Source organism: Burkholderia sp. Leaf177 (genome assembly GCF_001424345.1).
Classification (GTDB): Bacteria; Pseudomonadota; Gammaproteobacteria; order Burkholderiales; family Burkholderiaceae; genus Caballeronia.
In genome coordinates, this window is sequence record NZ_LMPF01000012.1 from 422,077 (window position 1) to 442,936 (window position 20,860).

Consider the following 20,860-nt stretch of genomic DNA (forward strand, 5'->3'; position numbering starts at 1 on the left):
ATGCATTGTTCAGACGTCGAATCGCGATTGCGGTGCGGACCATGCCTTCGCTGCTTTCAATCGAAGATCCACTTGTCGAGGTCTGATCGTAATCCGTATCGCGGTGATTCAAGCCAGGTGACCAGATCCGCGTGTAGCCGATTGCAAGTGCGCTCGTCCAGATCGAATTTGTTGGACAAGTTCCCGCTGCCATCATTGAGTAATTCGGCGCCTTTTGCCCATTGACCATCCCAGAAGACAATGGTGTTTTCGTTGAGCTCTGCGGTGGTGCAACGCGGCCTGCTTCGAAGCAATGTTGCCAAGTGCGCTTGAAACGCTACACAACCTAAATCCATGACGGATCTCCAGGGTTAAGGGATTTGGGTGAAGCCTCGACAGCAAGCAGCGTGCCGCTAACCGCGGGTTTATCCGTCTGATGAAGCGGTTGCCGGCGCGGCGCAAACAGGCGCTAACGCTAGAATTGCGGCTTTACCTGGAATACGCCAATGTCTTTTGCATCGCTTGGCCTGATGGATCCCTTGCTGCGTAACTTGCAGGACCTCGATTACCAAACGCCTACGCCGGTGCAGGTCAAGGCGATCCCCGCTGCACTCGGCGGCCGGGACGTCATGGCCGCGGCACAGACCGGCACAGGCAAGACAGCGGGGTTCGCGTTGCCGCTGCTGCAACGCCTCGTAGAACACGGTCCGGCGGTGTCGAGTAATCGCGCGCGTGTTCTGGTGCTGACGCCCACGCGTGAATTGGCCGAACAAGTGCTGCAGAGTTTCATCGATTACGGCAAAGGTCTCGACTTGAAGTTTCTGGCCGCCTATGGCGGCGTGAGTATCAATCCGCAGATGATGAAATTGCGCAAAGGCGTGGATGTGCTCGTTGCCACGCCGGGCCGATTGCTTGATCTCAATCGTCAGAACGCAGTGCAGTTCGATCAGGTACAGACACTCGTCCTCGACGAAGCCGATCGCATGCTGGATCTGGGTTTCTCGCGCGAGCTCAACGCCGTCTTTGCTGCGTTGCCTGTTCGACGACAGACTCTGCTGTTCTCCGCCACCTTCACCGACGATATCCGCGCCATGGCGGCAGCCATTCTCCGCGATCCGATCAACATTAGTGTCGGCTCGCCCAATGCCACGGCTGGCAAGATCAAACAATGGGTGGTGACGGTAGATAAAAAGAACAAGCCCGATCTCTTCATGCATCTCGTGGCCGAAAACAACTGGACGCATGCGCTGGTGTTCGTCAAGACCCGCAATGGCGTGGACTATCTTGCCGCCATGCTGGATGAAGCGGGTTATGCGGTCGACACCATCCACGGCGACAAACCGCAACCCGCGCGCCAGCGTGCGCTCGAGCGCTTCAAGACGGGCGAAGTGCACATGCTGGTCGCAACCGATGTAGCTGCGCGCGGATTGGATATCGACGATCTGCCGCTTGTGATAAACGTCGATCTGCCGATCGTGGCGCAAGACTATGTGCATCGTATTGGACGTACGGGTCGCGCGGGCGCAAGCGGTACGGCCGTGTCCCTCGTGTGTGCCGATGAAGCGCCGCAGTTAGCCGCAATCGAAGCGCTGATCCGGCAAACGTTGCCGCGTGAGGAAGAAGCAGGCTTCGAAGCCGAACATCGCGTGCCGCAAACGAGCCCGACGGGCGAGATCATCAAGAAACCAAAGAAACCTAAAAAACCCAAAACACCCAAATTGCCTCAAGCATCGCCGGGTAATACGCAGGTGCCCAGCAAAAAACCGCGTCCGCAAAGTGGCAGAGACGATCGCAAGCCTTCGGTTCGAGGCGCTGCGGCAGAGGGCAAGGATTTAATCTCCTCCGGCAGTAACCCATTCAATGTGCAAAAGCCACGCGGCAAATCCGCCAGCAAGCAAGGTGCGGGGCCGCGTAGCGCGGGAAGCGGCAAACGCCAACGCTGAAGTACGCGAATGAGTGATGCAAGCGCACGCACGAACAGCTTTATTTCATTGTCTGAGTGCGAACTATCGCTCTGGATCCGAAGCGTCGGCGCCTCCAATCCAGAGCAGACCGCGCTCTACAACAGTCTGCCGAGATCAGACCTGAGCCATTCCACCATCGACAAAAAACTCGGTTCCCGCAATAAAGCTCGCATCCGGCGATGCCAGGAAGGTCACGGCTTTGGCGACTTCATCGACCTCGCCTACGCGACCAATTGGAACCTGGCTTGCCATGTAATCGAGCAAGCCTTGTTGCTGCGCTGCGTCTTTGCCTGCAAGTTCAACCAGCCCGGTTGTGCGGATCGGGCCAGGGCTCACGACGTTCACACGAATACCGCGCTCTTTCAAATCGAGCGTCCAGCTACGCGCCAGATTGCGAACAGCAGCTTTGGTCGCGCTGTAGATGCTGAAAGCGGCGGTGCCGGTCGAGCCCGTCACCGAGCCAGTCAAGATCACCGAAGCGCCATCGCGCAACAGCGGCAGCGCTTTCTGGACCGTGAACACCACGCCCTTCACGTTGGTTGCGAAGGTGTCGTCGAAATGCGCTTCCGTGATGGCGCCCAACGGAAGCATTGATCCGCCGCCGGCGTTTGCGAACAGCACATCGATTTGCTCGTGGTCTTGTTGAACGGCATCGTAAAGACGGTCGATATCAGCAAGCTTCGACATGTCGGCACGAATGCCCTTCGCGCGCGGACCGATTGCTTTGACGGCTTTATCGAGTTCCTCCTGACGACGGCCCGTCACATAGACGGACGCGCCCTGATCCGCGAAACGTTTAGCCGTGGCCAGGCCGATTCCACTCGTGCCACCGGTAACAACGACTACCTTGTTTTCAAATTGGCGTTCCATGATGTTTTCTCTTTAAAAGTGCGGCGAGGGATTCGTCGCGGTGAAAACATGATGCCTTTGGAACAATGTCTCCGGTAGACTGGCAAAATGGATAACGTCGTTCCATTATTGGAACAATAACTATGCAAGACCTCAATGATTACGCGCTGTTTGCTTCGGTCGTCCTGCACGGCGGTTTTGCCTCGGCGGGACGCGCGGTGGGCATGCCGAAGTCCACTTTGAGCAGACGCATCGCTGCCCTGGAAACGCGTTTGGGCGTGCGGCTGATCGAGCGTTCAACAAGGCGATTCCGGGTGACGGAAGTAGGGCAGGCGTTCTACGAAAGATGCCGGACAATAGTCCTCGATGTTCAGCAAGCCGACGCTGTTGTATCGGACGCGTTGGGTGAACCGCATGGCGTTGTCCGATGCAGTTGCCCGCTCGGCCTGATGGAATTGCTTTCTCCTACGCTCTCGGATTTCTTGAGCACCTACCCCAAAGCACAATTGCAGATGGTCGCGGTAGACCGCGCTGTGGATTTGATCGATGAACGCATTGATGTTGCCATCAGGGTGCGTACTGCATTGACAACAGATGCCGCGCTCATCATGCGCACGATGGGCCACTCCAGCCGCATCCTGATGGCGGCGCCTGCTCTCGCCAAAAAATGCAAGGCGAAGGACCTCGATGCGCTGGTCGCGCTACCGACCCTTGCCAGCACCGACCAGACCGGCGCAATCACGTGGGACTTCTTCGATGCAAACGACCAGCGCCGCTCGATCAGCCACAATCCTCGCATGACGTGTGCGGATTTCGGTGCGTTGCGATGCGCGGCATTGGCCGGTCTTGGAATCGTTTTGCTGCCCGAGCATTTTTGCAGCAAGGAACTGGCAAGCGGCAGTCTGGTCCATGTGTTCCCGGAATGGCGCACCGAGACAGGGATCGTACATATCGTATTCACGACAAGGCGTGGATTGCCGCCGGTCGTGCGTGCGTTTATCGAGCATCTGGCCGGGTCGCTTAAGAACTCTTTGGCAATTAGCGAAGCTTGAGATGCGCGCTTCGATGCATGTGGAAATAGTAGCGCCGCTGCTGAAATTGGGTGTTGAGTAAGGAATATTCCATGCCGTCCGAGAACTCCGATGTCTTGTCCCAGGTACTCAAGCTGATTCGTCTTCGCGGAGATCACGTTTTCCACGGCGAAGTCGGCAGTTCAACCGAGGTTGTTTTTCCGCCAGGACCGGCAACGTTTTTGCATCTGCGTAGCGGCGAACTATCGGTGTCGCAATGCAATGGACCGTCGGTGATTTTGCGGACAGGCGACTTCGTTCTTTTGCCTCATGCGGATGGACATACGATTCGCAGCGAGCCGGGCATGAAGGCACATCAGCGCTTCGAGGCGGCGCCGGAATTTGGCCCGGGCAGAACTGCTCAGACGTTCAGATGGGCGGCTGACGACGGCACGGCAGGATCCTTTCTCGCGGGATCGTTCTACTTCGACGGCGCGCCTTTACGCTCTTTGCTCACTGGGCTCCCCGGGCTGATTCATCTCACCTGCGACAAAGTCAGCGAACCTCCGTGGCTGGCAGCCATCACGCATTTCCTCGACCTGGAATCGCGCAGCGCCAGCCCGGGGTCATCGTTGATGATCTCGCGGCTTATCGATTTGCTCGTCATCCGCACGCTGCGGATGTGGGTCAGCCAGCAGGGCGATCGGGTCGGCTGGCTGTCCGGACTGAGTGACGAACGCATCGGCCGTGCATTGAACGCGATGCATCTGGAACCTGACCGTGCATGGACGGTTTCGGCGCTCGCCCAGACGGCGATGATGTCCCGGTCGATGTTTTCGGACCGCTTCACGGCGGTGGTGGGGCTTCCACCGTTGCGTTATCTGACTCGGTGGAGATTGACCATCGCAGCAGACTTGCTTCGCGGAGGAACCTTGAAAGTGACCGAAGTCGCGCATAGCGCCGGCTATGGTTCGGAGGCTGCCTTCAGCCGCGCGTTCGAGGAAGAGTTTGGATATCCACCGCGTGACGCACATCGAATCGCGCAGAGCGGGGCCTTCGTCGCACGAAGTTCAGAACTGCTTTGACAGCCCTGTTCATATAGTTCGCTCGATTCTTCGATTGGCAATCGCATCAGTTATCAATCGTACGATAGATCATGCAAATCGGACGTCGGGATATGGTCAGTCCCGGATATCCTCTTTAAAGTAGATAGCCACGGACCTCGTAGGTGTGAAGAGGCCGGTGCCTATCAGTTCCACTCTGACGCCGAAGTACTTTGGGTTCCTAATCGGATTCGAGAAGCCGAGGCGTATCCAAGGTCCTTTTCAAAGCCAAATTTAATCACGACATCGGCACTGATGTCTCTTCAAGGAAGCAATGTAGATGAAACTCCTCCTCGCTGCTCTCGCCACTTCAACACTTGCATTCGGTACCAGTGCGATGGCCGCGCAAAAGCCTCCGATCGTTCTGGTCCACGGCGCTTTCGAAAACGCTCAGGTCTGGGGACATGTCGCATCGAAGCTTCAGACCGACGGCTATAAGGTTGTGACAGTTGAACTGCCAGGCCGTCCGGGCGCGCCGGCAACACCGGACAAGGTCAGCCTCGACTTGTATCGCGACACCGTGGTTGCGGCGCTGAACAAATCGCATCACCCGGCCGTCTTGGTCGGTCACAGCTTCGGCGGCATCGTTATCGCCGACGCCGCGGAAACGGCACCGAAGAAGATCAGGACCTTGGTCTTTGTTGCTGCGTACTTGCCGCAAGACGGTGATTCGCTCGTGTCGATGGCCAACAAGGATGCCGATGCGAAGATCGGGCCGCATCTGCAGATCTATAAGGAAAAGGGCATTGCTTCCATTGAATATTCGGCACGCGCCGATCTGTTTGCCAATGGAGGTCCTGACGAACTGCGCAAGGCGATTCCAGATCTTATCCTCGATGAACCCGTTGGCCCGCTGGCTACGCCCGTGCACGTGAGTTCAACCAACTTCGGCCAGGTCGACAAGGTCTATATCCACACCGCCATGGATCAGGTCATTAGCCCGTCGTTCCAGGCGAAGATGGTTGCCGCTACCCCCGTGAGAGCGGAGTACACCTTGCAGACCGGCCATACGCCGTTCCTTACCGATCCGGACGGTTTGGCAAAGGCGATCGAAGCCGCTGCGAAATAGAATAGGCGGTCATGGTTAGTGAGCAAACGAAGGCGCTGTGACAGGTCATCCCGCGCTTCGCCTTCGTGTCTGATGCTTCGAGCCCTAGCCACTCTTCGATTGTCAGTTCCAGAATGCTCCTTCATCTAGCAGCGGACACATCCGTCGTTTATTTTCACGCGCTATATTTACTAAGCCGAATTTAAATCTCTACACCTTTTGTTGATTCCGAACATGAACGTATTCGACCGCCTCGCACGAGCGAGCTTGAAATTGCCATCGCCGATAGAACCGCTTGGTTCGTATCGAACGGTTTCCGTATCGGGGAATCAGGTGTATGTATCGGGACTCGGCCCTTTCGAAGATGGTAAGCCGATCGTCGGAATGGTCGGACGCGATATGTCTTTGGAAAAGGCTCAAGACGCGGCGCGCCTGACTATGCTCATGATCCTGGCGTGCGTCGATCAGGCTTGCGGACTCGAAAACATCGCGCGATGCAGCAGGCTGACAGTGTATGTTCGAGCAGAACAGTCGTTCACGCAGCATCCGCAAGTCGCCAATGGCGCCAGTGACCTTCTGCTGACGTTGTTCGGACAAGACAATCTGCCTGCTCGAAGTGCACTAGGCGTGTATTCGTTGCCGATGGGCATTCCGGTTGAGATCGACAGCATTTTCGAGTTGAAAGGGTGATGGGCATGGCTTCCGTGTTCGCTCGGACGCTAAAAGCATTGCAATGGAGCCGGTATGGACTCGCCCATCACAGAAACGACCTATCCTTTTCCACAGGAATCCAATCATGCGTCAATTGATAGTGACCTTTGCCGTTGCGCTTACTTTTTCTACGGGGTGTCTTGCGAGCCCATCTGGCACCTACAAGGAACCCCTGGACGCGAAGACTCTGAACACGCTTCGATCGGATTTTAGCCATCTCATGGAATTGGCCAATCGTCACGACTTCAAGGCGCTACATGAAATGTTCTGGCAATCTCCTTCGGCTCTTCTTGTCGCCAAAAGTGCGATTCCCGCGGAAGGGAACTGGGCAGGTTTCTGGGGCAATGAGGCGATCGATCAGAAGCTGCGCGATATAGGCACTTCCGGCCCTGTCGTGCTGCAGCCGGATTATTCGAAATTCAAGGTTGTCGGCCTGACGAAGGACGTAGCGCAATCCTATGCGCCTGTGGATATCACGGTCTCCTACGCAGGTCAGGACGGAACCCCCAAACCGTTTTTAATATTGATCAACTGGATAAAAATCGGCAAGGAATGGAAGGTGGCGTCGGAGATTATTCTGCCCATACCGCCGACGCCTAAAGCAAAAGATTGAGCAGGTGAATAGGCGCGATTAAGGTGTCTTACGGTTGCATCAAGATTGCCGCTTGGATCGCAATGGTAAGAATGCGAATGCGCCTGCTATTTTTTATTAAGCTGTACCGCCAAATTCATCAACTTCGAGCACAACGTTAAAAAATAACTCAAAAGGGAAGACGGGACATCACGTCCGCGACATTTCCCCAAAAAAGTCCCGACGTTTCCAAGCCTCCAGATTGAAGCCAGTCACAGAAACAATGGCGACTGCGCGTAAAAATCCTAAATAGCGGTATTAGTTTGCAACAAACAACCGGTAAATCTTCCGCTCTCCCCGCTTCTGCGTGACATCCACAACACCATTCTTTCTCGTTTTCGCCACCGGTCCCGCATTTGCTCAACTACCGCTTATAGGCGTTATAAAAACCTACTAAAATGCGACGACTTGTCCCAGGCATGTCATCGAGAGCCGATCTCCAAAGGCTCTAGACTTTTGGAGTACTGCGTTGGACCAATCCCTGCCCTCGCCGTTATTGGCGTTGAAAAGAGAAACAGAACAAATTTGCCAGGAAATCATCCTTCCAGCGGCTGGGGATATCGACGAGAACGCTGTCTGGCCAGAGGCTGGCATGCGAAGCCTCCAGCGTGCTCGCCTTACAGGGCTTACGGCGCCGGCGCGCGTTGGAGGCCACGGCCAAGGCCTGCTTGGGATGGTCACCCTGACTGAAACACTGGGCGCTGCCTGTTCTTCGACCGCTATGTGTTTCGGAATGCACTGCGTTGCGACCGCGGTGATTGCAGCCAAAGCCAACGCCAGGATGGATTCTGACTATTTGGGTCCCATCGCGGCAGGCGAACATCTAACTACGCTTGCCCTGTCCGAATCCGGAACTGGCTCGTTCTTTTTTCTGCCTGAAACCAAGCTGCATAGAAACGAAAACGGCTTGATCGTGGAGGGTACAAAGCAATTCGTGACCAACGGCGCACACGCGGATTCGTACGTTGTGTCGACCGTTGCAAGTGTCCCGTCAGCGGTGGGTGACTTTAGTTGTCTGGTCGTCGATAAGGACGCGCCGGGAATCCGTTGGGGCGAACCATGGCAGGGGCTCGGCATGCGTGGAAACGCGTCAAGACCCATGCATCTGGATCAAGTTCGGGTTTCGCCAGACAGCGTCCTGGGTCAAGAAGGGGATCAGGTGTGGTTCGTCTTCGAAGTGGTGGCCCCGTTCTTCCTGATGGCGATGGCCGGCACTTACCTCGGCGTTGCGCAGACAGCGCTCAACGTTGCGATGAACCATTTGAAATCTCGCCGTCATTCCCACTCAGCGACATCGTTGAGCGACGTTGAAGTGATCCAGCACCGCGTAGGTGAACTTTGGACCGGCTTGCAAAAGTCGCGTCTGCTCGTGTACGAAGCTGCGCGACTTGGGGACAGCGCACATCCGGACGCATTGACCTATCTGCTTGCATCGAAGGCAGACGTCGCGCGCACGGCGGTGGAAATCACGAACGAAGCAATGTCGTTATGCGGTGGCATTGCTTATCGGGAAAACAGCACGCTTTCGCGATTGCTTCGGGACGCACGCGCGAGTCACGTCATGTCGCCCACGACTGAAATGTTGACGCTCTGGACTGGTCGGAGCGCAATGGGCCTTCCCCTCATATAAACGATGAACGCACACATCCTTCTCGTTTATGGTGGTGCCGAACCGGAGTCGCGCGACAGGGAACTGGCCGCGCGTCTGCGAAGCGTCGATGCTTCGCCCGAAGTCGTGGTGGTGGCCGCTCAAGAGGCTGTGCGCATTGTCAAAAGCGAAACGACCGGCGACGCGCCCTGCATAGTCGTGACGTTGTCGTCCGTTGAAGAGCCATTACACGTTGCACGTTCGATCGCCGCGGAGCGCCCTTATACGTTCTTCGTTTTTGTCGTGTCGCCCGAGAAAGACGCGAAGCTTCGGCAAGCAACTTTATATGGCGCTCCGCCGGGCGGCCGTTGGAGCATCGTTGCCGATAAGAATGACGAGTTGCCGGCGCAAATCGATGCGTCATTACGCGCGGCAAGCCAGCAGCGGCGTTTTCGTGCAACGGTTGATCGGATCGCATTGCAGTTGGCAAAAACCACGCAAGTGGAAGAGCCGGAATATCGCCGCCTGATTGCCTCGGACCAGTATCTCGCGAACGTCTTGCAACACGCGCACGATGCGATCGTATCGCTCACGCCCGAGGGCGACGTGGTCTCCTGGAACCGCGCAACGGAAACGGTATTGGGAGTGAAAGCGGGGAATGCTATCGGGATGCCCTTCAGCCAGTTCTTCGATGACTCGGCAGTCGTAGACGAAGCGATAAGCCTGGTCATTCACGGCCATAGTGCGCGTGAAGACCTTCTGATTGGTTTCGACGAATCGGCTAGAGTCGTCGATGCGATTTTTGCAAAGCTCGGTCGCGATAGCGGCGAAGTCGACGGCATCACCGTGATCATGCGCGATGTGACGAACCAACGCCGGCTCGAGGCCGAAGCGAAACTGGTCGATCGGCGCAAGGACGAATTCCTCGCGATGCTCGCGCACGAGTTGCGTAACCCGCTGGCGGCGATCCGGAATGCCGGTGAGATGCTGCGCCTCATTGAAAGCGATGATCGGCGAGTCCATCTTGCGGGCGCGGTCGTCTCGCGTCAGTCCGAACATATGTCGAGCCTGCTTGCCGACTTGCTGGACGTCTCGCGCGTGACGCGTGGATTGATCAAGCTGGACAAAGCCGTACTCTCGCCTCATGCCTTCGTCTCGCGCGCCGTGGAGCAGGTCCGGGGATTGATCGACAGCAAACGCCACCATCTCACCGTCACCACCGCGCTCAACGTAGGGAAAATTTATGGAGACAAGGATCGCCTGACGCAAATCGTCGCGAACATTCTGCATAACGCGGCAAAGTACACGCCGCAAGGCGGACAGATTGAACTTGTCGTTGACGGGAATGAAAACGAGGTCGCAATAAAGGTAATCGATAACGGCATAGGCATCGATAGCATGCTGTTGCCCCATGTTTTCGATCTGTTCACACAGGCTGCTCGTTCACTCGACAGGAAGCATGGAGGGCTTGGGATCGGACTGGCATTGGTTAGGAGTCTTGTCCGACTTCATGGCGGGGACGTGTTCGCTGAAAGCGCGGGAGAAGGCCTGGGAAGCGGATTCACTGTGACTTTCCCGGTGTATCGGCTTAATGAAAACGATCGCCCGAACGAGGTCATTCAAGCTGCTTCAGAAAGCGCTTTACGGCAAACCATTCTCGTTGTCGACGACAATGAAGATGCCGCGGTTTCACTGAAGATGATCATCGAACTTGGCGGCCATGAAGTCAGCGTGGCTCACTCAGGAGTGGAGGCGCTCGAACTGGTCGAGCATCATCGCTTCAATGTTTTTGTCCTGGATATTGGAATGCCGGAAATGGACGGCCTCAAGTTGGCAGCACGGCTCCGGGCACTGCCTCAGTCGCAACATTCACTATTGATAGCGCATACAGGATATGGCCAGCCCGAGGACCGCGCGCGCACGCGCGATGCTGGATTCGATCATCATTTGACCAAGCCCGCCGATCCTCTGAGCCTTCTTCAACTGATCGCCAACAATTAAGGCCGAAGCCGAGTGGTAGCAATTAGCTACGCACCCGGTTGTCTTCAGATAACGCAACAAGCCAACGTCCGCCGTATTTGCTAGAAAACGCTGGGAACCAGGTTCTCACCACCCGACACCTCGATGACAGTGCCCGTTACATAAGGATTGGTCATCAGGAACAGCGCGGCGTGGCCAATATCCTCTGCGGTGCCCACGTGTTGTGCCGGAAAGGACTCGCGTACTTTTGCCCTCAGGGCAGCCCGCTCGCTTTCGGACATGACGCGCCACAAGTCTGTTTCGACGTAGCCCGGACGTATCGTGTTGACTCGGGTGGGAGCCAGTTCGAGTGCGAGTGAGCCCGATAAGGCCTCCACTGCAACAAACGCAGAAGTGACCGCGCTGAAGCCGCGTTTCGATCGCGCTGCCAAACCACCGGTAAGGAACGTGATCGAACCTCCGGCTCTGAGGTAAGGCGCGGCGTAACGCGCACAAGCCCAACTGCCCAGGAATTTATTTTCGATGTAGCTTCGAACGCCGCGCATATCGTCGTCCATGAAAGTGCCCCAACTTCCTAGGTCGGGCCCGGCCGTGACGGCGAGATGGTCGAACGATCCTATGCTGTCGAAGGCGTCTTTCACTGCTGCTTCATCGCAAATATCCAAGGTCACTTGATCGAAGTTAGTCAGATCAGGACGCTCCTCCGCTGAGGTAATACGGCGGCTGGCGACCGTCACGGAGGCACCCGCTGCATACGCCGCGCGCGCGATTCCCAGGCCAATTCCGGTTTTCCCGCCGACCACCACGACTTTTTTTGATGCAAGGCTCAGCGGGGGCGCTGAAGATTGTTTTCGATCGTCCATTGTTGTACTCATGGCTAGTCCTTTTCGATGCGCACGTTCATTGTTGATTCGGAAATCGGCTTCTTGCTGCCGGCCAAAATCCGGCTCCAACATTTCTCGTTAAGAAGGTTCAGTTTGCGCGATAGCGTCGGCCGCAGATCGCGAACGCACCGATGCTAATTCGATTCGCCAAGGTTGATAATGGGCCGCTGATTCATAAGTCCCATTCTTGCAAGGAATGGGTTGAGCGTGACGCGGAGCAGCGATCAACGATGCAACGTGTCGATCGCTTCGTCCTTCAGCTTCAGGATCTGCTCGCACGCGTACGCGGAGAAGGTTTCAATAAGCGCGAATGGCCGCGCGTTCTTCGAGCGGATCAGCGACAGGTCGAATTCCAATCGCGGCTCGAACGCGCACACGGAGAACTGTGCGCCGAGATTGTTGTACACGCTGATCGGGTCGACCACTGCGACGCCCACGCCATTGGCAACGAACGCGCAGGCTGTTTCCGATTGCCCGACCTCGATCTGGATCAGGCGCTCGACATCAGCTTCCTCGAAGATTTTATCGATCATGAAACGCGAGTGATCTTGCGGCCCCAACGCAACGAACGGCTCTTTATCGAGGTCCTTTGCGCGTACGAGTTTTCGTCGGGCAAGGCGATGACCGTTGGGGATAATGCAGACGGCCCGCAACGTGCATACATGCGTGCTCTCCACTTCGGGACGATCGCCTGGAAGCACGCTGAAGCCGAGGTCGACTTGTTGTGTGGCGACGGCATCGATCAGCGAGCGGGATCGCATACTTTCGATGCTGAACTTGACGTCCGGACGTTCCACGCAGAACTGCGTCACGATGGAAGGCAACACCCGCCGCGTCAGGACGGGAAAAGACGCGACGCTCAACGCGCCCCAGGTCTGGTCCCGCAACGCCTTGGCGACATTCGCAACACGCCCCACGCCGATAAACATCCGTTGCACCTCCGCAAAAAGCACTTCCGCTTCGCGGGTAGGACGCATCCTGGTACCTGCTCGCGTGAACAGCAAAAAGCCGCAACTGCGCTCGAGCTGGGCGATCAACTGGCTGATAGCGGGCTGTGAAACGCCTAACACGCCGGCCGCTGCAGTGAGGCTGCCCGTATTCATCACAGCCTGAAAAGATTCGAGCTGGCGCACGTTCACAGGGTTTCCTCCATAAGATCAACTTATATGAAGTGAATTTTGTCCTATTTGACGGTGATAGTCATGCGATGAAAAATAGACCTGCGCCACATACCGCTTGCCTTATCCACAGCGGCCGAAGATCACGCATCCTTTACTGGGGAAATTCATGCCGAAGCGGTCTTGCTGGGTCGTCGTTGCAAGGTTTTTGCTGGGCTTCGCCTGGCTCTCGAACACCGCATATGCCGACGAATTGCAGATGGTCAAGGCGCGCGGCAAGCTGGTCGTCGGCATCCGGAACGATTACATCCCGTTTGGTTATCTCGACAGCAAGGGACAGGAAATCGGCTTCGAAGTCGACTTGGCGAAGTTCATCGCGAAAGACATGTTCGGTTCGGAAACGGCGATTGAGTTCGTTCCCGTGGTGGCATCGAACCGGATCGAACTGCTGAATGCCGGACGCATTGACGTTATCTTCGCGACGCTCGGCAAGAATCCGGATCGCGCGAAAGTGATTGATTTCACAGACCCGTATTACATGATGGCGGGCATGGTGCTGCTTGCGCCGAAGAATACGGCTATTGCGAGCTGGCAAGACCTGAAAGGCCGCAAGGTCTGCGGTAGCCAGGGCAACATGTACAACCGCGCACTGCAGGAAAAGCTCGGCGCGGACACCGTGTTGTTCACGGGTACGGCGCAAATGTACAAGGCGTTCGAGGACAACCGCTGTGAAGCGATTGCCTACGATGGCCCGAACCTGACGCTCAAGGTCGCTGAGCCGGGCTGGAAGGACAAGGACAAGATTGCGCTGGAGGCGTACGACTTCGTGCCTATCGTGGGTGGCGTGCGCAAGAACGAACCCGCATTTCTGGCAGCGTTGAATGCCTCCATCAAAAAGGCCGAGGCGGGGGGCGTGCTCGTGAACGCGGAGAAGGTCTACAAGATGGGTACGAGCAAGTTCGTGACCGAACAGCAAGTCACGGCAGCGGGCAAATAATGCGAGACACAGCACGAACGCGAGCTGCGAAAAATTCATGACTCTCGACTTGAGCTGGCTTGCTGATCCTCTTTACCAGACCTGGCTTTTGCGCGGTATCGGCATGACGGTGTCGATGTGCATCTGCGCGATCGCACTGATGTTCGTCATCGGGATCATGGGCGCCGCGCTGATCTACTTCCGCCTGCCGGTGCTGGAGACGATCACGACAATCGTCGTGGAGTTGTTGCGCAACACGCCGCCACTCGTGCAGTTGTTTGTTCTGTATTTCACGCTCTCCGAACTGGGTCTGTCCGTGCGCAACCTTGCAACCGGCCAGCAGATTCCTGTCTTCAGCGGCTTTACGTGCATGGTGCTGTCGCTCGCGCTCTATAACGGCGCCATCGCGGTGGAGATCATCCGCTCGGGGCTGCATGCTGTTCCCTATGCAACCGTGGAAGCCGCGTTGAGTCTTGGCTATTCGCGTCCGCGCATCTTCTGGCATATCCAGTTGCCGATCGCGCTGCGCCTGAGTACCGTACCAATGACGAACAACATTGTGAGCCTGATCAAGACATCGTCGCAGGCGGCATTCGTCGCGGTCGCCGATGTCATGTATTACGCCACTCAGATCACGCTCGAAAATTTCCGAAATCTGGAAGTGATGCTGACGGTGTGGGTGATCTATCTGCTGCTGGCGTCAGTCGCTTCGACGATCTGCGGTCGCATAGGCCACGCACTGCAAATTCCGGGGTACGGCGTATGAGCGCGATGAAACCCGAGACTCGCGCGTTCGTGTACGGCATTTCCGGCGTGCCGGTCCTCCTGTTTGTGGCGATGCTGGCTTGCTACGGACGCGGAACCGGCGAAGCGCTCAGCCTGCTGGCAGATCGCAGCGGCATCCTGCTGACCGGCGCTCCCGGATTCCAGGGCTTTGGCGGTGGTTTCAGCGCGAACGTGTTGATGAGCGTCGCGGCCATCGTGGTGTCGGTCGCAACGGGAGCGCTGCTCTGCATCGGAACGATCGCAAACATGCGCCTAATACGTCTGATCTCGCTCGGTGTCGTGAATTTGTTGCGCAACACGCCATGGCTGATCGCGCTGTACGCCATGCTTTATCTGCTGCCGTTCTACGTGCCGGTATTCGGCACCGTGATTCCGTTCTCGCCGTTCGTCAAGGCAGTCGTGGGCCTCTCGCTGCCGGTCACGGCGAATGTCGCGGAGGTGCTGCGTGGCGGCGTAGACGCCATTCCAAGCGGTCAATGGGAATCGGCGCGCGCGCTCGGTTATCGCAAGGGTCAGATTCTGCGTTACGTCGTAATCCCGCAGGCCGTTCCCCTGATCATTCCGAACATGATGACGGTCTTCGCGACGTTATTTATCGGCAGCAGTCTGGCGGTCGTAACGGGCACGTCCGACGTTTTGTCGGTCGCCAACACGATTACCGCAAGCGACGGATCGCAGTACGCGACCGCGGTGCAACTCTACGTGCTGCTGTTGTTCTTCCTCTTCGCGTTTCCCATCGCGACGCTTGCCCGTCGTCTGGAACGACAGATTCGAGAAAAGTCATGAACGTGATCCAGCAACAGGCGCCGCTGATAGAACTGGTCGACGTGCACAAGTCGTTCGGCGCCACCGAAGTGCTGAAGGGGGTCTCCATGTCGATCCGGCGTGGCGAAACGGCGTGCATCATCGGACCGTCGGGCTCCGGGAAATCGACGCTGCTGCGTTGCCTGAATGGTTTGATCGGCGTGGACCGGGGAACGATCCGGGTCGGCTCGTTCAACGTCGAGAAAATGCGGCGTGACCGCGACCTCGTACCGTTGCGGCACGAAGTGTCGATGGTCTTCCAGCAATACAACCTGTTTCCTCACCGGACCGTTATGGAGAACATCGTGATGGCGCCAGTACAGGTACTTGGGCAGCCGCGCGATGAGGTGAAGAAGCGCGCTGCAGAATTGCTCGCGCGCGTGCGCCTGACCGGCAAGGAGAACGCGTACCCGGCGCAACTTTCTGGCGGCCAGCAGCAGCGCGTGGCCATTGCGCGCGCGCTTGCCATGCAGCCCGCAGTCATCCTGTTCGACGAAGTGACTGCCGCGCTCGATCCGGAAATGGTGAGCGAAGTGCTGGCCGTCATTCGCGATCTGAGCCGCGACGGCATGACTTGTGTACTGGTCACGCACGAAATGCGCTTCGCGGAAGAGGTCGCCGATCTGGTGTTCTTCACCGACCGCGGCACGATCGTGGAATCTGGCGCGCCCGCTGAACTGTTTCATGCGCCGCGCGACCCGCGCCTCGCAAGCTTCCTTGGAAAAGTTCTGTCGCGGACCGCGGCGTGAGTCAAATGGAGATTACGTGTCGACATTCAAAGTGCTGGTACCGGACGCGCATCTGCGCGATCTCGACGTCGAGCGAGCCGTTACCGGCATGCTCGTGGATTACGAGGTGTACGACGAAACCGATCCGTCCGCCATTGCGGATTCGGCCTGGGCCGCATGCGACGCGATCCTCGTGTGGCATCGCATGAAGATCACGCGCGAACTGGTCGGCAAGCTCGCCCGCTGCCGCATGATCGTGCGTGTAGGCGTGGGCTTCGACAACGTCGATGTCGACGCGTGCCGCGAATATGGCATTCCGGTATCGAACGTGCCCAACTACGGCACGACGGAAGTCGCCGACCATGCAATCGCCATGCTGCTGTTCCTTGCGCGAGGCATCGGCACTTACGAGGCGCGCCTCAAGGCCGATCTTGCGAACGGCTTCATGGCAGAGAGCGTACCCGTAGTACGGCGCCTGCGCGGCGGCACGTTCGGCGCTGTCGGCATGGGAAGAATCGGCACGGCGATCGCGCGGCGTGCGGCGGCGCACGACATGCATGTCGTCTACTACGATCCGCACGTGCCGGAGGGCCACGAACTCGGACTCGGCTACGAACGCGTCAAGACGCTCGAGGCACTACTTGGCCGCGCCGATGTAGTAAGCCTTCACACGCCGCTCAGCGACGAAACCCGCAACCTAATGAGCGATTCACAGTTCCAGGCGATGAAGCCCGGCGCGCTCTTCATCAATATCGCGCGCGGCAAGCTGGTCGATGTCGACGCGCTGTATCGTGCGCTGCGATCCGGTCATGTCGCCGCAGCCGGCCTGGATGTACTGCCGCAGGAGCCACCCGTGCCTGCGCCCGCTTTGCTGGACGCGTGGCGCAAGAATGAAGCGTGGCTTGCCGGCCGTCTGGTGATCACGCCGCACGCCGCGTTCTATTCAGAGGCAGGCTATCTCGACATGCGGACATTTTCCGCCGAAATGCTCGTCGACTATCTGGTGGACGGCCGGCTTCGCAACAACGTCAACCCCGGCTGGCGCGACGCCGCAACTTCTTCCAACCGATAACAGCGACCAACATGGCCTATCACCAGATCGATATCGACTTTCCCCGGCTCGACGCCTCCGTGCTCGATCAATGGCGGCAGATTCCCGCTGCCGTGGCGTCCGATTGCATGAACCGGACGCAGGTCATGACCTCGAAGATCAAGCCGATCTTTTCCGGCGCGCGGCTGTGCGGACAGGCGCGCACGGTTGCAACCATGGTCGGCGACTGCGGGCCGATCTGCAATCTGATCGGCAGCGCGCGCCTTGGCGAGATCATCGTGGTCGATGCAGGCGGAGCGGAAGACATCGCCGTATGGGGCGGCGTCATGGCCGAAGAAGCGGTACAACGCGGAATTGGCGGAGCGGTGATCGACGGCGCGATCCGCGACGTAGCAGACATGCGACGCCTCAATTTTCCGATGTTCTGCCGCTCGGTCGTGCCGCGCGGTCCGCATCACGGTTTTGGCGGAACCGTCGACGCGACCATTGCGGTAGCGGGCGCGCCGGTGAGTCCGGGCGATATCGTGCTCGGCGACGACGACGGCGTGGTGATCGTGCCGCTCGCCAGTGCCGACGACATCCTCAAGGCTGCGCAGGCGCATTTGCTGAAGGAGGCGAAATGGATCGAGGACATTCGCGGCGGCGTGTCGATCAGCGAGATGTTCTCGCTGCCGCAGGCGCAGACGATCGACCCGTCGTGACCATGCACGCCCGCCTCGCGCAGGCGCCGGTCCTCCCCGCACGACTGCGCAACGTGCTCTGCCTGAACGACTTCGCAAGCGTCGCGAAGCGTCGTCTGCCGGCCGCTATGTTTGCCTATGTTCAGGGCTGGGCGGAAGACGGCGCCGCGCATCGTCGTAATCTGGCGGCTTTGGGAGCACGTGCATTCGTGCCACGTGTGCTGGTCGATATTGAACAGCGCGACGCGAGCACCACGTTGTTTGGCGTGGAGTATGCAAGCCCCTTCGGGATTGCGCCAATGGGATTCAGCCGCATGGCGGCGCCCCACGCCGACGAACTCCTCGCGCGCGAAGCGGCTCGTGCCGGCGTGCCGTTCATCCTGAGCGGTGCGTCGCTGACGCCGCTGGAAACCGTGCGGGCGGTGGGATCGACGAGCTGGTTTCAGGCTTACATTCCCGGCGATACGAAACGCATTGACCCGATGCTCGAGCGGATCGCTGCAGCAGGCTTCGAGACGCTCGTGATCAACGTGGATACCGCCGTGCACGGCCAACATGAATTTGCCGAAAAGCGCGGTTTCCGTTCGCCCGTCAAGCCCGGCATGCAACTCGCATGGCAGGCGCTGTGCCGCCCCTCGTGGTGCTGGCGCATCGTGTGCGCGAGCGCGCTTGCAGGCCGGCCATTGCGCTTCGAGAACATGGACGCGAGCGCAGGGCCGCCAGTTTTCTCGCGTACGCTGGTTCGCGATATCGGGCGGCGCGGTGCTTTGAACTGGACGCATGTCGAGCGCATCAGGCAGCGATGGGCAGGGCGCATCGTGCTGAAAGGCGTCATGTCCGCCGCTGATGCGCTGAGCGCCGAGCGCCTGGGTATTGACGGCATCATCGTGTCCAATCATGGCGGGCGGCAGGTGGATTGCGCCATCAGTTCGCTCGACGCGCTCGAGGCCATCGCGGCGCGCGTGAGCACGCTCGTGGTCATGTACGACGGCGGCGTGAGACGCGGCTCTGATGTGCTGAAGGCGATCCGATGCGGGGCCCGGTTCGTGTTCGTCGGGCGACCGCTATTGATGGCCGCGGCCGCGGCCGACGCCGCGGGCATTGCGCACGCGCTGGACTTGCTGAAGCGCGAAGTCAGCACCACGATGGGGCTGCTCGGCGTCAACCGAATTGACGAGATCGCCGGCCTTGAATTGCACTGCAACGCATTGTCTTGATGCACAGGATGAACTAATCACTCGTCTCAATTACTTTTAGGAATCCCAATGGAAAAGCCAATACGAGTCGTGACGCCGACGTGCACGCTGGGCTACGGATTTTCTGTCGATGGCTTCGAACGCGCAATGTCGATGCACCCCGATGTCATCGCCGTGGATGCCGGCTCGACAGATCCCGGGCCGTACTATCTCGGCTCCGGTGAGGCACTGGTGTCCGAGATCAGCATTCGCCGTGAACTGACCAGCATGATCCTCGCTGCGCGCACGGCACAAATCCCGGTAATCGTTGGCAGTGCAGGCGGAGCGGGGACGGGTACGCATGTCGACGAGGTGGTGAAGATCGTGCGTGAGATCGTCGCCGCACACCGGTTGAGCTTGAGGCTTGCGTGGATTTATTCGGACATCCCGGCGAACGTCGTGGCCGACGGGGTCGGTCGCGGCGAGGTGCGCGACTTCGAAGCCGGCTGGGAACTCAGCGCGGACGAAGCCCGTGCCAGCCAGGCAATCGTCGCGCAAATGGGACACGAGCCAATCGTCGCCGCGCTGGAGGACGGCGCGGACGTGATCATCGCCGGGCGTGCCTGCGACGATTCCGTGATCGCTGCGTTTCCGATCTGGAAGGGTGCTGATCCGGGCCTGGCCATCCACATGGGAAAGATTCTCGAGTGCGGCGCGTTTTCCGCCGAACCGCATGGCACCGACGTGATGATGGGAACGATCGACGAACACGGTTTCACGCTCGAACCTGGAAGCCTCACGCGCCGGGCGTCGCTCACATCTGTTGCCGCCCATACGCTCTACGAGCGCGAAAATCCATTTCTTCAGGCCGGGCCAGGGCATGAACTCGACCTGTCGGCGTGCGAATTTGTGCAGATCAGCGAGCGCGAGGTTCGTGTGACCGGTTCGCGGTTTATGGCATCGGCTGATTATTGGGTGAAGCTCGAAGGCGCAAGGCGGCGAGGTTATCGCACGATCACGGTGGCAGGGGTGCGCTGTCCGACCATGATCGCTTGCATCGACACCTTGCTCGCCGATGCAAAAGCCGCCGCGCTTGCGTACTTCGATGCGCCGGATCTCGATGTCCAGTTTCATGTCTATGGACGCGACGGCGTGATGCGCGGTCTGGAACCTGTGCGCCAGTCAGGAAGTCATGAACTCGGACTGGTGATAGAAGCCGTCGCGCATGAGCAGTCGCTTGCGCACGCGGCGGCGCATTTCATCAGCGGGACCCTGTTGCATGTGAGCTATCCCGGGCAGTACAACACCGCGGGCAATCTGGCGTTTCCCTACTCGCCTTCGGAGGTCGACACTGGGCCGGTGTATGAGTTTTCTGCGTATCACCTTTTGAAAACCATGTCGCCTACCGCGCTTTTCCCCATCCACTACGAGGAGTTCGTCTGATGAAGATCGTCCCGCTTTCGTCGCTTGCAACAGTCATTCGCAGCAAGAATGCCGGTCCGTTTCTGCTCACGTTCGACATCATGTTCGAGGATGCGTCGAACTATGAAACCGTATGGAAATCGGGATGCTTTACGAAGGCGGCGATGGCGCAACTGTTCCGCGTAGATGCGAGCGCGATCACGTCGATATTCGCCGTGCCGCGCGGCCAGGCGATCAAGGTGACAATGCGCCGGCAATTGCCGCAGGGCCGGATTGGGGAATCCGATATGTACGGCTGTCAGCAGCATGTGCCCCTTCTCGATCTGCCGATCTCAGGTTTTGAATCGTGATGAAGTCGCGTCATTCATCGATG

Annotated in this window: 21 protein-coding genes; 17 read left to right on the top strand and 4 right to left on the bottom strand. The window is 58.3% G+C overall.

The window, feature by feature from the left end; all coding sequences use genetic code 11:
- Positions 1-56: 56 nt before the first annotated feature.
- Positions 57-335, bottom strand: coding sequence for a hypothetical protein (locus ASG35_RS31330; protein ID WP_156393130.1), 279 nt, complete (start codon positions 333-335; stop codon positions 57-59).
- 150 nt (positions 336-485) lie between these two features.
- Here ASG35_RS31330 and ASG35_RS12775 point away from each other — a divergent pair, with 150 nt between their 5' ends.
- On the top strand, positions 486-1,922 hold the full coding sequence (locus ASG35_RS12775; RefSeq protein WP_056357213.1) for a DEAD/DEAH box helicase: 1,437 nt from the start codon (positions 486-488) through the stop codon (positions 1,920-1,922).
- Positions 1,923-2,057: 135 nt separating this feature from the next.
- On the opposite strand, the gene ASG35_RS12780 is transcribed toward ASG35_RS12775, so the two are convergent.
- Entirely contained in the window at positions 2,058-2,813 is a 756-nt protein-coding gene (locus tag ASG35_RS12780; RefSeq protein WP_056357217.1) for an SDR family oxidoreductase, read from the bottom strand.
- A 122-nt stretch (positions 2,814-2,935) separates the two neighbouring features.
- On the opposite strand from ASG35_RS12780, the gene ASG35_RS12785 reads away from it, so the two are divergent.
- The 7 genes from ASG35_RS12785 to ASG35_RS12815 all read left to right on the top strand — a co-directional run bounded on the left by ASG35_RS12785 (position 2,936) and on the right by ASG35_RS12815 (position 10,884).
- Entirely contained in the window at positions 2,936-3,844 is a 909-nt protein-coding gene (locus tag ASG35_RS12785; RefSeq protein ID WP_056357219.1) for a LysR substrate-binding domain-containing protein, read from the top strand.
- A 71-nt stretch (positions 3,845-3,915) separates the two neighbouring features.
- Positions 3,916-4,887: an AraC family transcriptional regulator gene (locus ASG35_RS12790; protein WP_056357223.1), complete on the top strand. Its 972-nt coding sequence runs from the start codon at positions 3,916-3,918 to the stop codon at positions 4,885-4,887.
- Positions 4,888-5,185: 298 nt separating this feature from the next.
- A complete protein-coding gene (locus tag ASG35_RS12795; RefSeq protein ID WP_056357226.1) occupies positions 5,186-5,974 on the top strand; it encodes an alpha/beta fold hydrolase in 789 nt (262 codons plus the stop codon).
- Positions 5,975-6,187: 213 nt separating this feature from the next.
- On the top strand, positions 6,188-6,643 hold the full coding sequence (locus ASG35_RS12800; RefSeq protein ID WP_056357548.1) for a RidA family protein: 456 nt from the start codon (positions 6,188-6,190) through the stop codon (positions 6,641-6,643).
- Positions 6,644-6,749: 106 nt separating this feature from the next.
- Entirely contained in the window at positions 6,750-7,277 is a 528-nt protein-coding gene (locus tag ASG35_RS12805; protein WP_056357229.1) for a hypothetical protein, read from the top strand.
- 520 nt (positions 7,278-7,797) lie between these two features.
- Entirely contained in the window at positions 7,798-8,925 is a 1,128-nt protein-coding gene (locus ASG35_RS12810) for an acyl-CoA dehydrogenase family protein (protein WP_268761121.1), read from the top strand.
- Between the two features lie 3 nt (positions 8,926-8,928).
- On the top strand, positions 8,929-10,884 hold the full coding sequence (locus tag ASG35_RS12815) for a hybrid sensor histidine kinase/response regulator (protein WP_056357235.1): 1,956 nt from the start codon (positions 8,929-8,931) through the stop codon (positions 10,882-10,884).
- Between the two features lie 80 nt (positions 10,885-10,964).
- Here the strand turns inward: ASG35_RS12815 and ASG35_RS12820 are convergent, their stop codons facing one another.
- Together ASG35_RS12820 and ASG35_RS12825 are read right to left on the bottom strand one after the other, a co-directional pair.
- Positions 10,965-11,738 (bottom strand): SDR family oxidoreductase, encoded by a 774-nt coding sequence (locus ASG35_RS12820; protein ID WP_056357552.1) that lies wholly within the window; start codon positions 11,736-11,738, stop codon positions 10,965-10,967.
- A gap of 233 nt (positions 11,739-11,971) precedes the next feature.
- The gene (locus ASG35_RS12825; protein ID WP_056357238.1) at positions 11,972-12,886 is read right to left on the bottom strand and encodes a LysR substrate-binding domain-containing protein; all 915 of its coding nucleotides are present in this window, start codon (positions 12,884-12,886) and stop codon (positions 11,972-11,974) included.
- A 148-nt stretch (positions 12,887-13,034) separates the two neighbouring features.
- On the opposite strand from ASG35_RS12825, the gene ASG35_RS12830 reads away from it, so the two are divergent.
- From ASG35_RS12830 to ASG35_RS12870, 9 genes are read left to right on the top strand one after another with little or no spacing between them, the layout of a single operon-like run.
- Complete coding sequence (locus tag ASG35_RS12830; RefSeq protein ID WP_056357242.1) at positions 13,035-13,862, top strand: transporter substrate-binding domain-containing protein; 828 nt, start codon at positions 13,035-13,037, stop codon at positions 13,860-13,862.
- Between the two features lie 37 nt (positions 13,863-13,899).
- A complete protein-coding gene (locus tag ASG35_RS12835) occupies positions 13,900-14,607 on the top strand; it encodes an amino acid ABC transporter permease (RefSeq protein ID WP_056357246.1) in 708 nt (235 codons plus the stop codon).
- Between the two features lie 5 nt (positions 14,608-14,612).
- A complete protein-coding gene (locus ASG35_RS12840; protein ID WP_235527525.1) occupies positions 14,613-15,413 on the top strand; it encodes an ABC transporter permease subunit in 801 nt (266 codons plus the stop codon).
- Positions 15,410-16,180 carry an amino acid ABC transporter ATP-binding protein gene (locus tag ASG35_RS12845; RefSeq protein WP_056357252.1) on the top strand — a complete coding sequence of 257 codons (771 nt, stop codon included), beginning with the start codon at positions 15,410-15,412 and terminating at the stop codon, positions 16,178-16,180. The genes ASG35_RS12840 and ASG35_RS12845 overlap by 4 nt, the downstream gene beginning before the upstream one ends.
- A gap of 16 nt (positions 16,181-16,196) precedes the next feature.
- A complete protein-coding gene (locus ASG35_RS12850; protein WP_056357255.1) occupies positions 16,197-17,231 on the top strand; it encodes a C-terminal binding protein in 1,035 nt (344 codons plus the stop codon).
- 11 nt (positions 17,232-17,242) lie between these two features.
- Positions 17,243-17,911: an RraA family protein gene (locus ASG35_RS12855; protein ID WP_056357258.1), complete on the top strand. Its 669-nt coding sequence runs from the start codon at positions 17,243-17,245 to the stop codon at positions 17,909-17,911.
- Positions 17,830-19,107 carry an alpha-hydroxy acid oxidase gene (locus ASG35_RS12860; RefSeq protein ID WP_235527526.1) on the top strand — a complete coding sequence of 426 codons (1,278 nt, stop codon included), beginning with the start codon at positions 17,830-17,832 and terminating at the stop codon, positions 19,105-19,107. Before ASG35_RS12855 ends, ASG35_RS12860 begins: the two co-directional genes overlap by 82 nt.
- A 48-nt stretch (positions 19,108-19,155) precedes the next feature.
- Entirely contained in the window at positions 19,156-20,508 is a 1,353-nt protein-coding gene (locus ASG35_RS12865; RefSeq protein ID WP_056357265.1) for an acyclic terpene utilization AtuA family protein, read from the top strand.
- On the top strand, positions 20,508-20,837 hold the full coding sequence (locus ASG35_RS12870; RefSeq protein ID WP_056357269.1) for a DUF4387 domain-containing protein: 330 nt from the start codon (positions 20,508-20,510) through the stop codon (positions 20,835-20,837). The genes ASG35_RS12865 and ASG35_RS12870 overlap by 1 nt, the downstream gene beginning before the upstream one ends.
- Positions 20,838-20,860 lie beyond the last annotated feature (23 nt).

Bases quoted from the DNA above. Each gene is read 5' to 3' on its own strand.
- ASG35_RS31330 (WP_156393130.1), bottom strand. From the start codon at position 335: ATGGATTTAGGTTGTGTAGCGTTTCAAGCGCACTTGGCAACATTGCTT.
- ASG35_RS12775 (WP_056357213.1), top strand. From the start codon at position 486: ATGTCTTTTGCATCGCTTGGCCTGATGGATCCCTTGCTGCGTAACTTG.
- ASG35_RS12780 (WP_056357217.1), bottom strand. From the start codon at position 2,813: ATGGAACGCCAATTTGAAAACAAGGTAGTCGTTGTTACCGGTGGCACG.
- ASG35_RS12785 (WP_056357219.1), top strand. From the start codon at position 2,936: ATGCAAGACCTCAATGATTACGCGCTGTTTGCTTCGGTCGTCCTGCAC.
- ASG35_RS12790 (WP_056357223.1), top strand. From the start codon at position 3,916: ATGCCGTCCGAGAACTCCGATGTCTTGTCCCAGGTACTCAAGCTGATT.
- ASG35_RS12795 (WP_056357226.1), top strand. From the start codon at position 5,186: ATGAAACTCCTCCTCGCTGCTCTCGCCACTTCAACACTTGCATTCGGT.
- ASG35_RS12800 (WP_056357548.1), top strand. From the start codon at position 6,188: ATGAACGTATTCGACCGCCTCGCACGAGCGAGCTTGAAATTGCCATCG.
- ASG35_RS12805 (WP_056357229.1), top strand. From the start codon at position 6,750: ATGCGTCAATTGATAGTGACCTTTGCCGTTGCGCTTACTTTTTCTACG.
- ASG35_RS12815 (WP_056357235.1), top strand. From the start codon at position 8,929: ATGAACGCACACATCCTTCTCGTTTATGGTGGTGCCGAACCGGAGTCG.
- ASG35_RS12820 (WP_056357552.1), bottom strand. From the start codon at position 11,738: ATGAGTACAACAATGGACGATCGAAAACAATCTTCAGCGCCCCCGCTG.
- ASG35_RS12830 (WP_056357242.1), top strand. From the start codon at position 13,035: ATGCCGAAGCGGTCTTGCTGGGTCGTCGTTGCAAGGTTTTTGCTGGGC.
- ASG35_RS12835 (WP_056357246.1), top strand. From the start codon at position 13,900: ATGACTCTCGACTTGAGCTGGCTTGCTGATCCTCTTTACCAGACCTGG.
- ASG35_RS12840 (WP_235527525.1), top strand. From the start codon at position 14,613: ATGAAACCCGAGACTCGCGCGTTCGTGTACGGCATTTCCGGCGTGCCG.
- ASG35_RS12845 (WP_056357252.1), top strand. From the start codon at position 15,410: ATGAACGTGATCCAGCAACAGGCGCCGCTGATAGAACTGGTCGACGTG.
- ASG35_RS12855 (WP_056357258.1), top strand. From the start codon at position 17,243: ATGGCCTATCACCAGATCGATATCGACTTTCCCCGGCTCGACGCCTCC.
- ASG35_RS12860 (WP_235527526.1), top strand. From the start codon at position 17,830: ATGGATCGAGGACATTCGCGGCGGCGTGTCGATCAGCGAGATGTTCTC.
- ASG35_RS12865 (WP_056357265.1), top strand. From the start codon at position 19,156: ATGGAAAAGCCAATACGAGTCGTGACGCCGACGTGCACGCTGGGCTAC.
- ASG35_RS12870 (WP_056357269.1), top strand. From the start codon at position 20,508: ATGAAGATCGTCCCGCTTTCGTCGCTTGCAACAGTCATTCGCAGCAAG.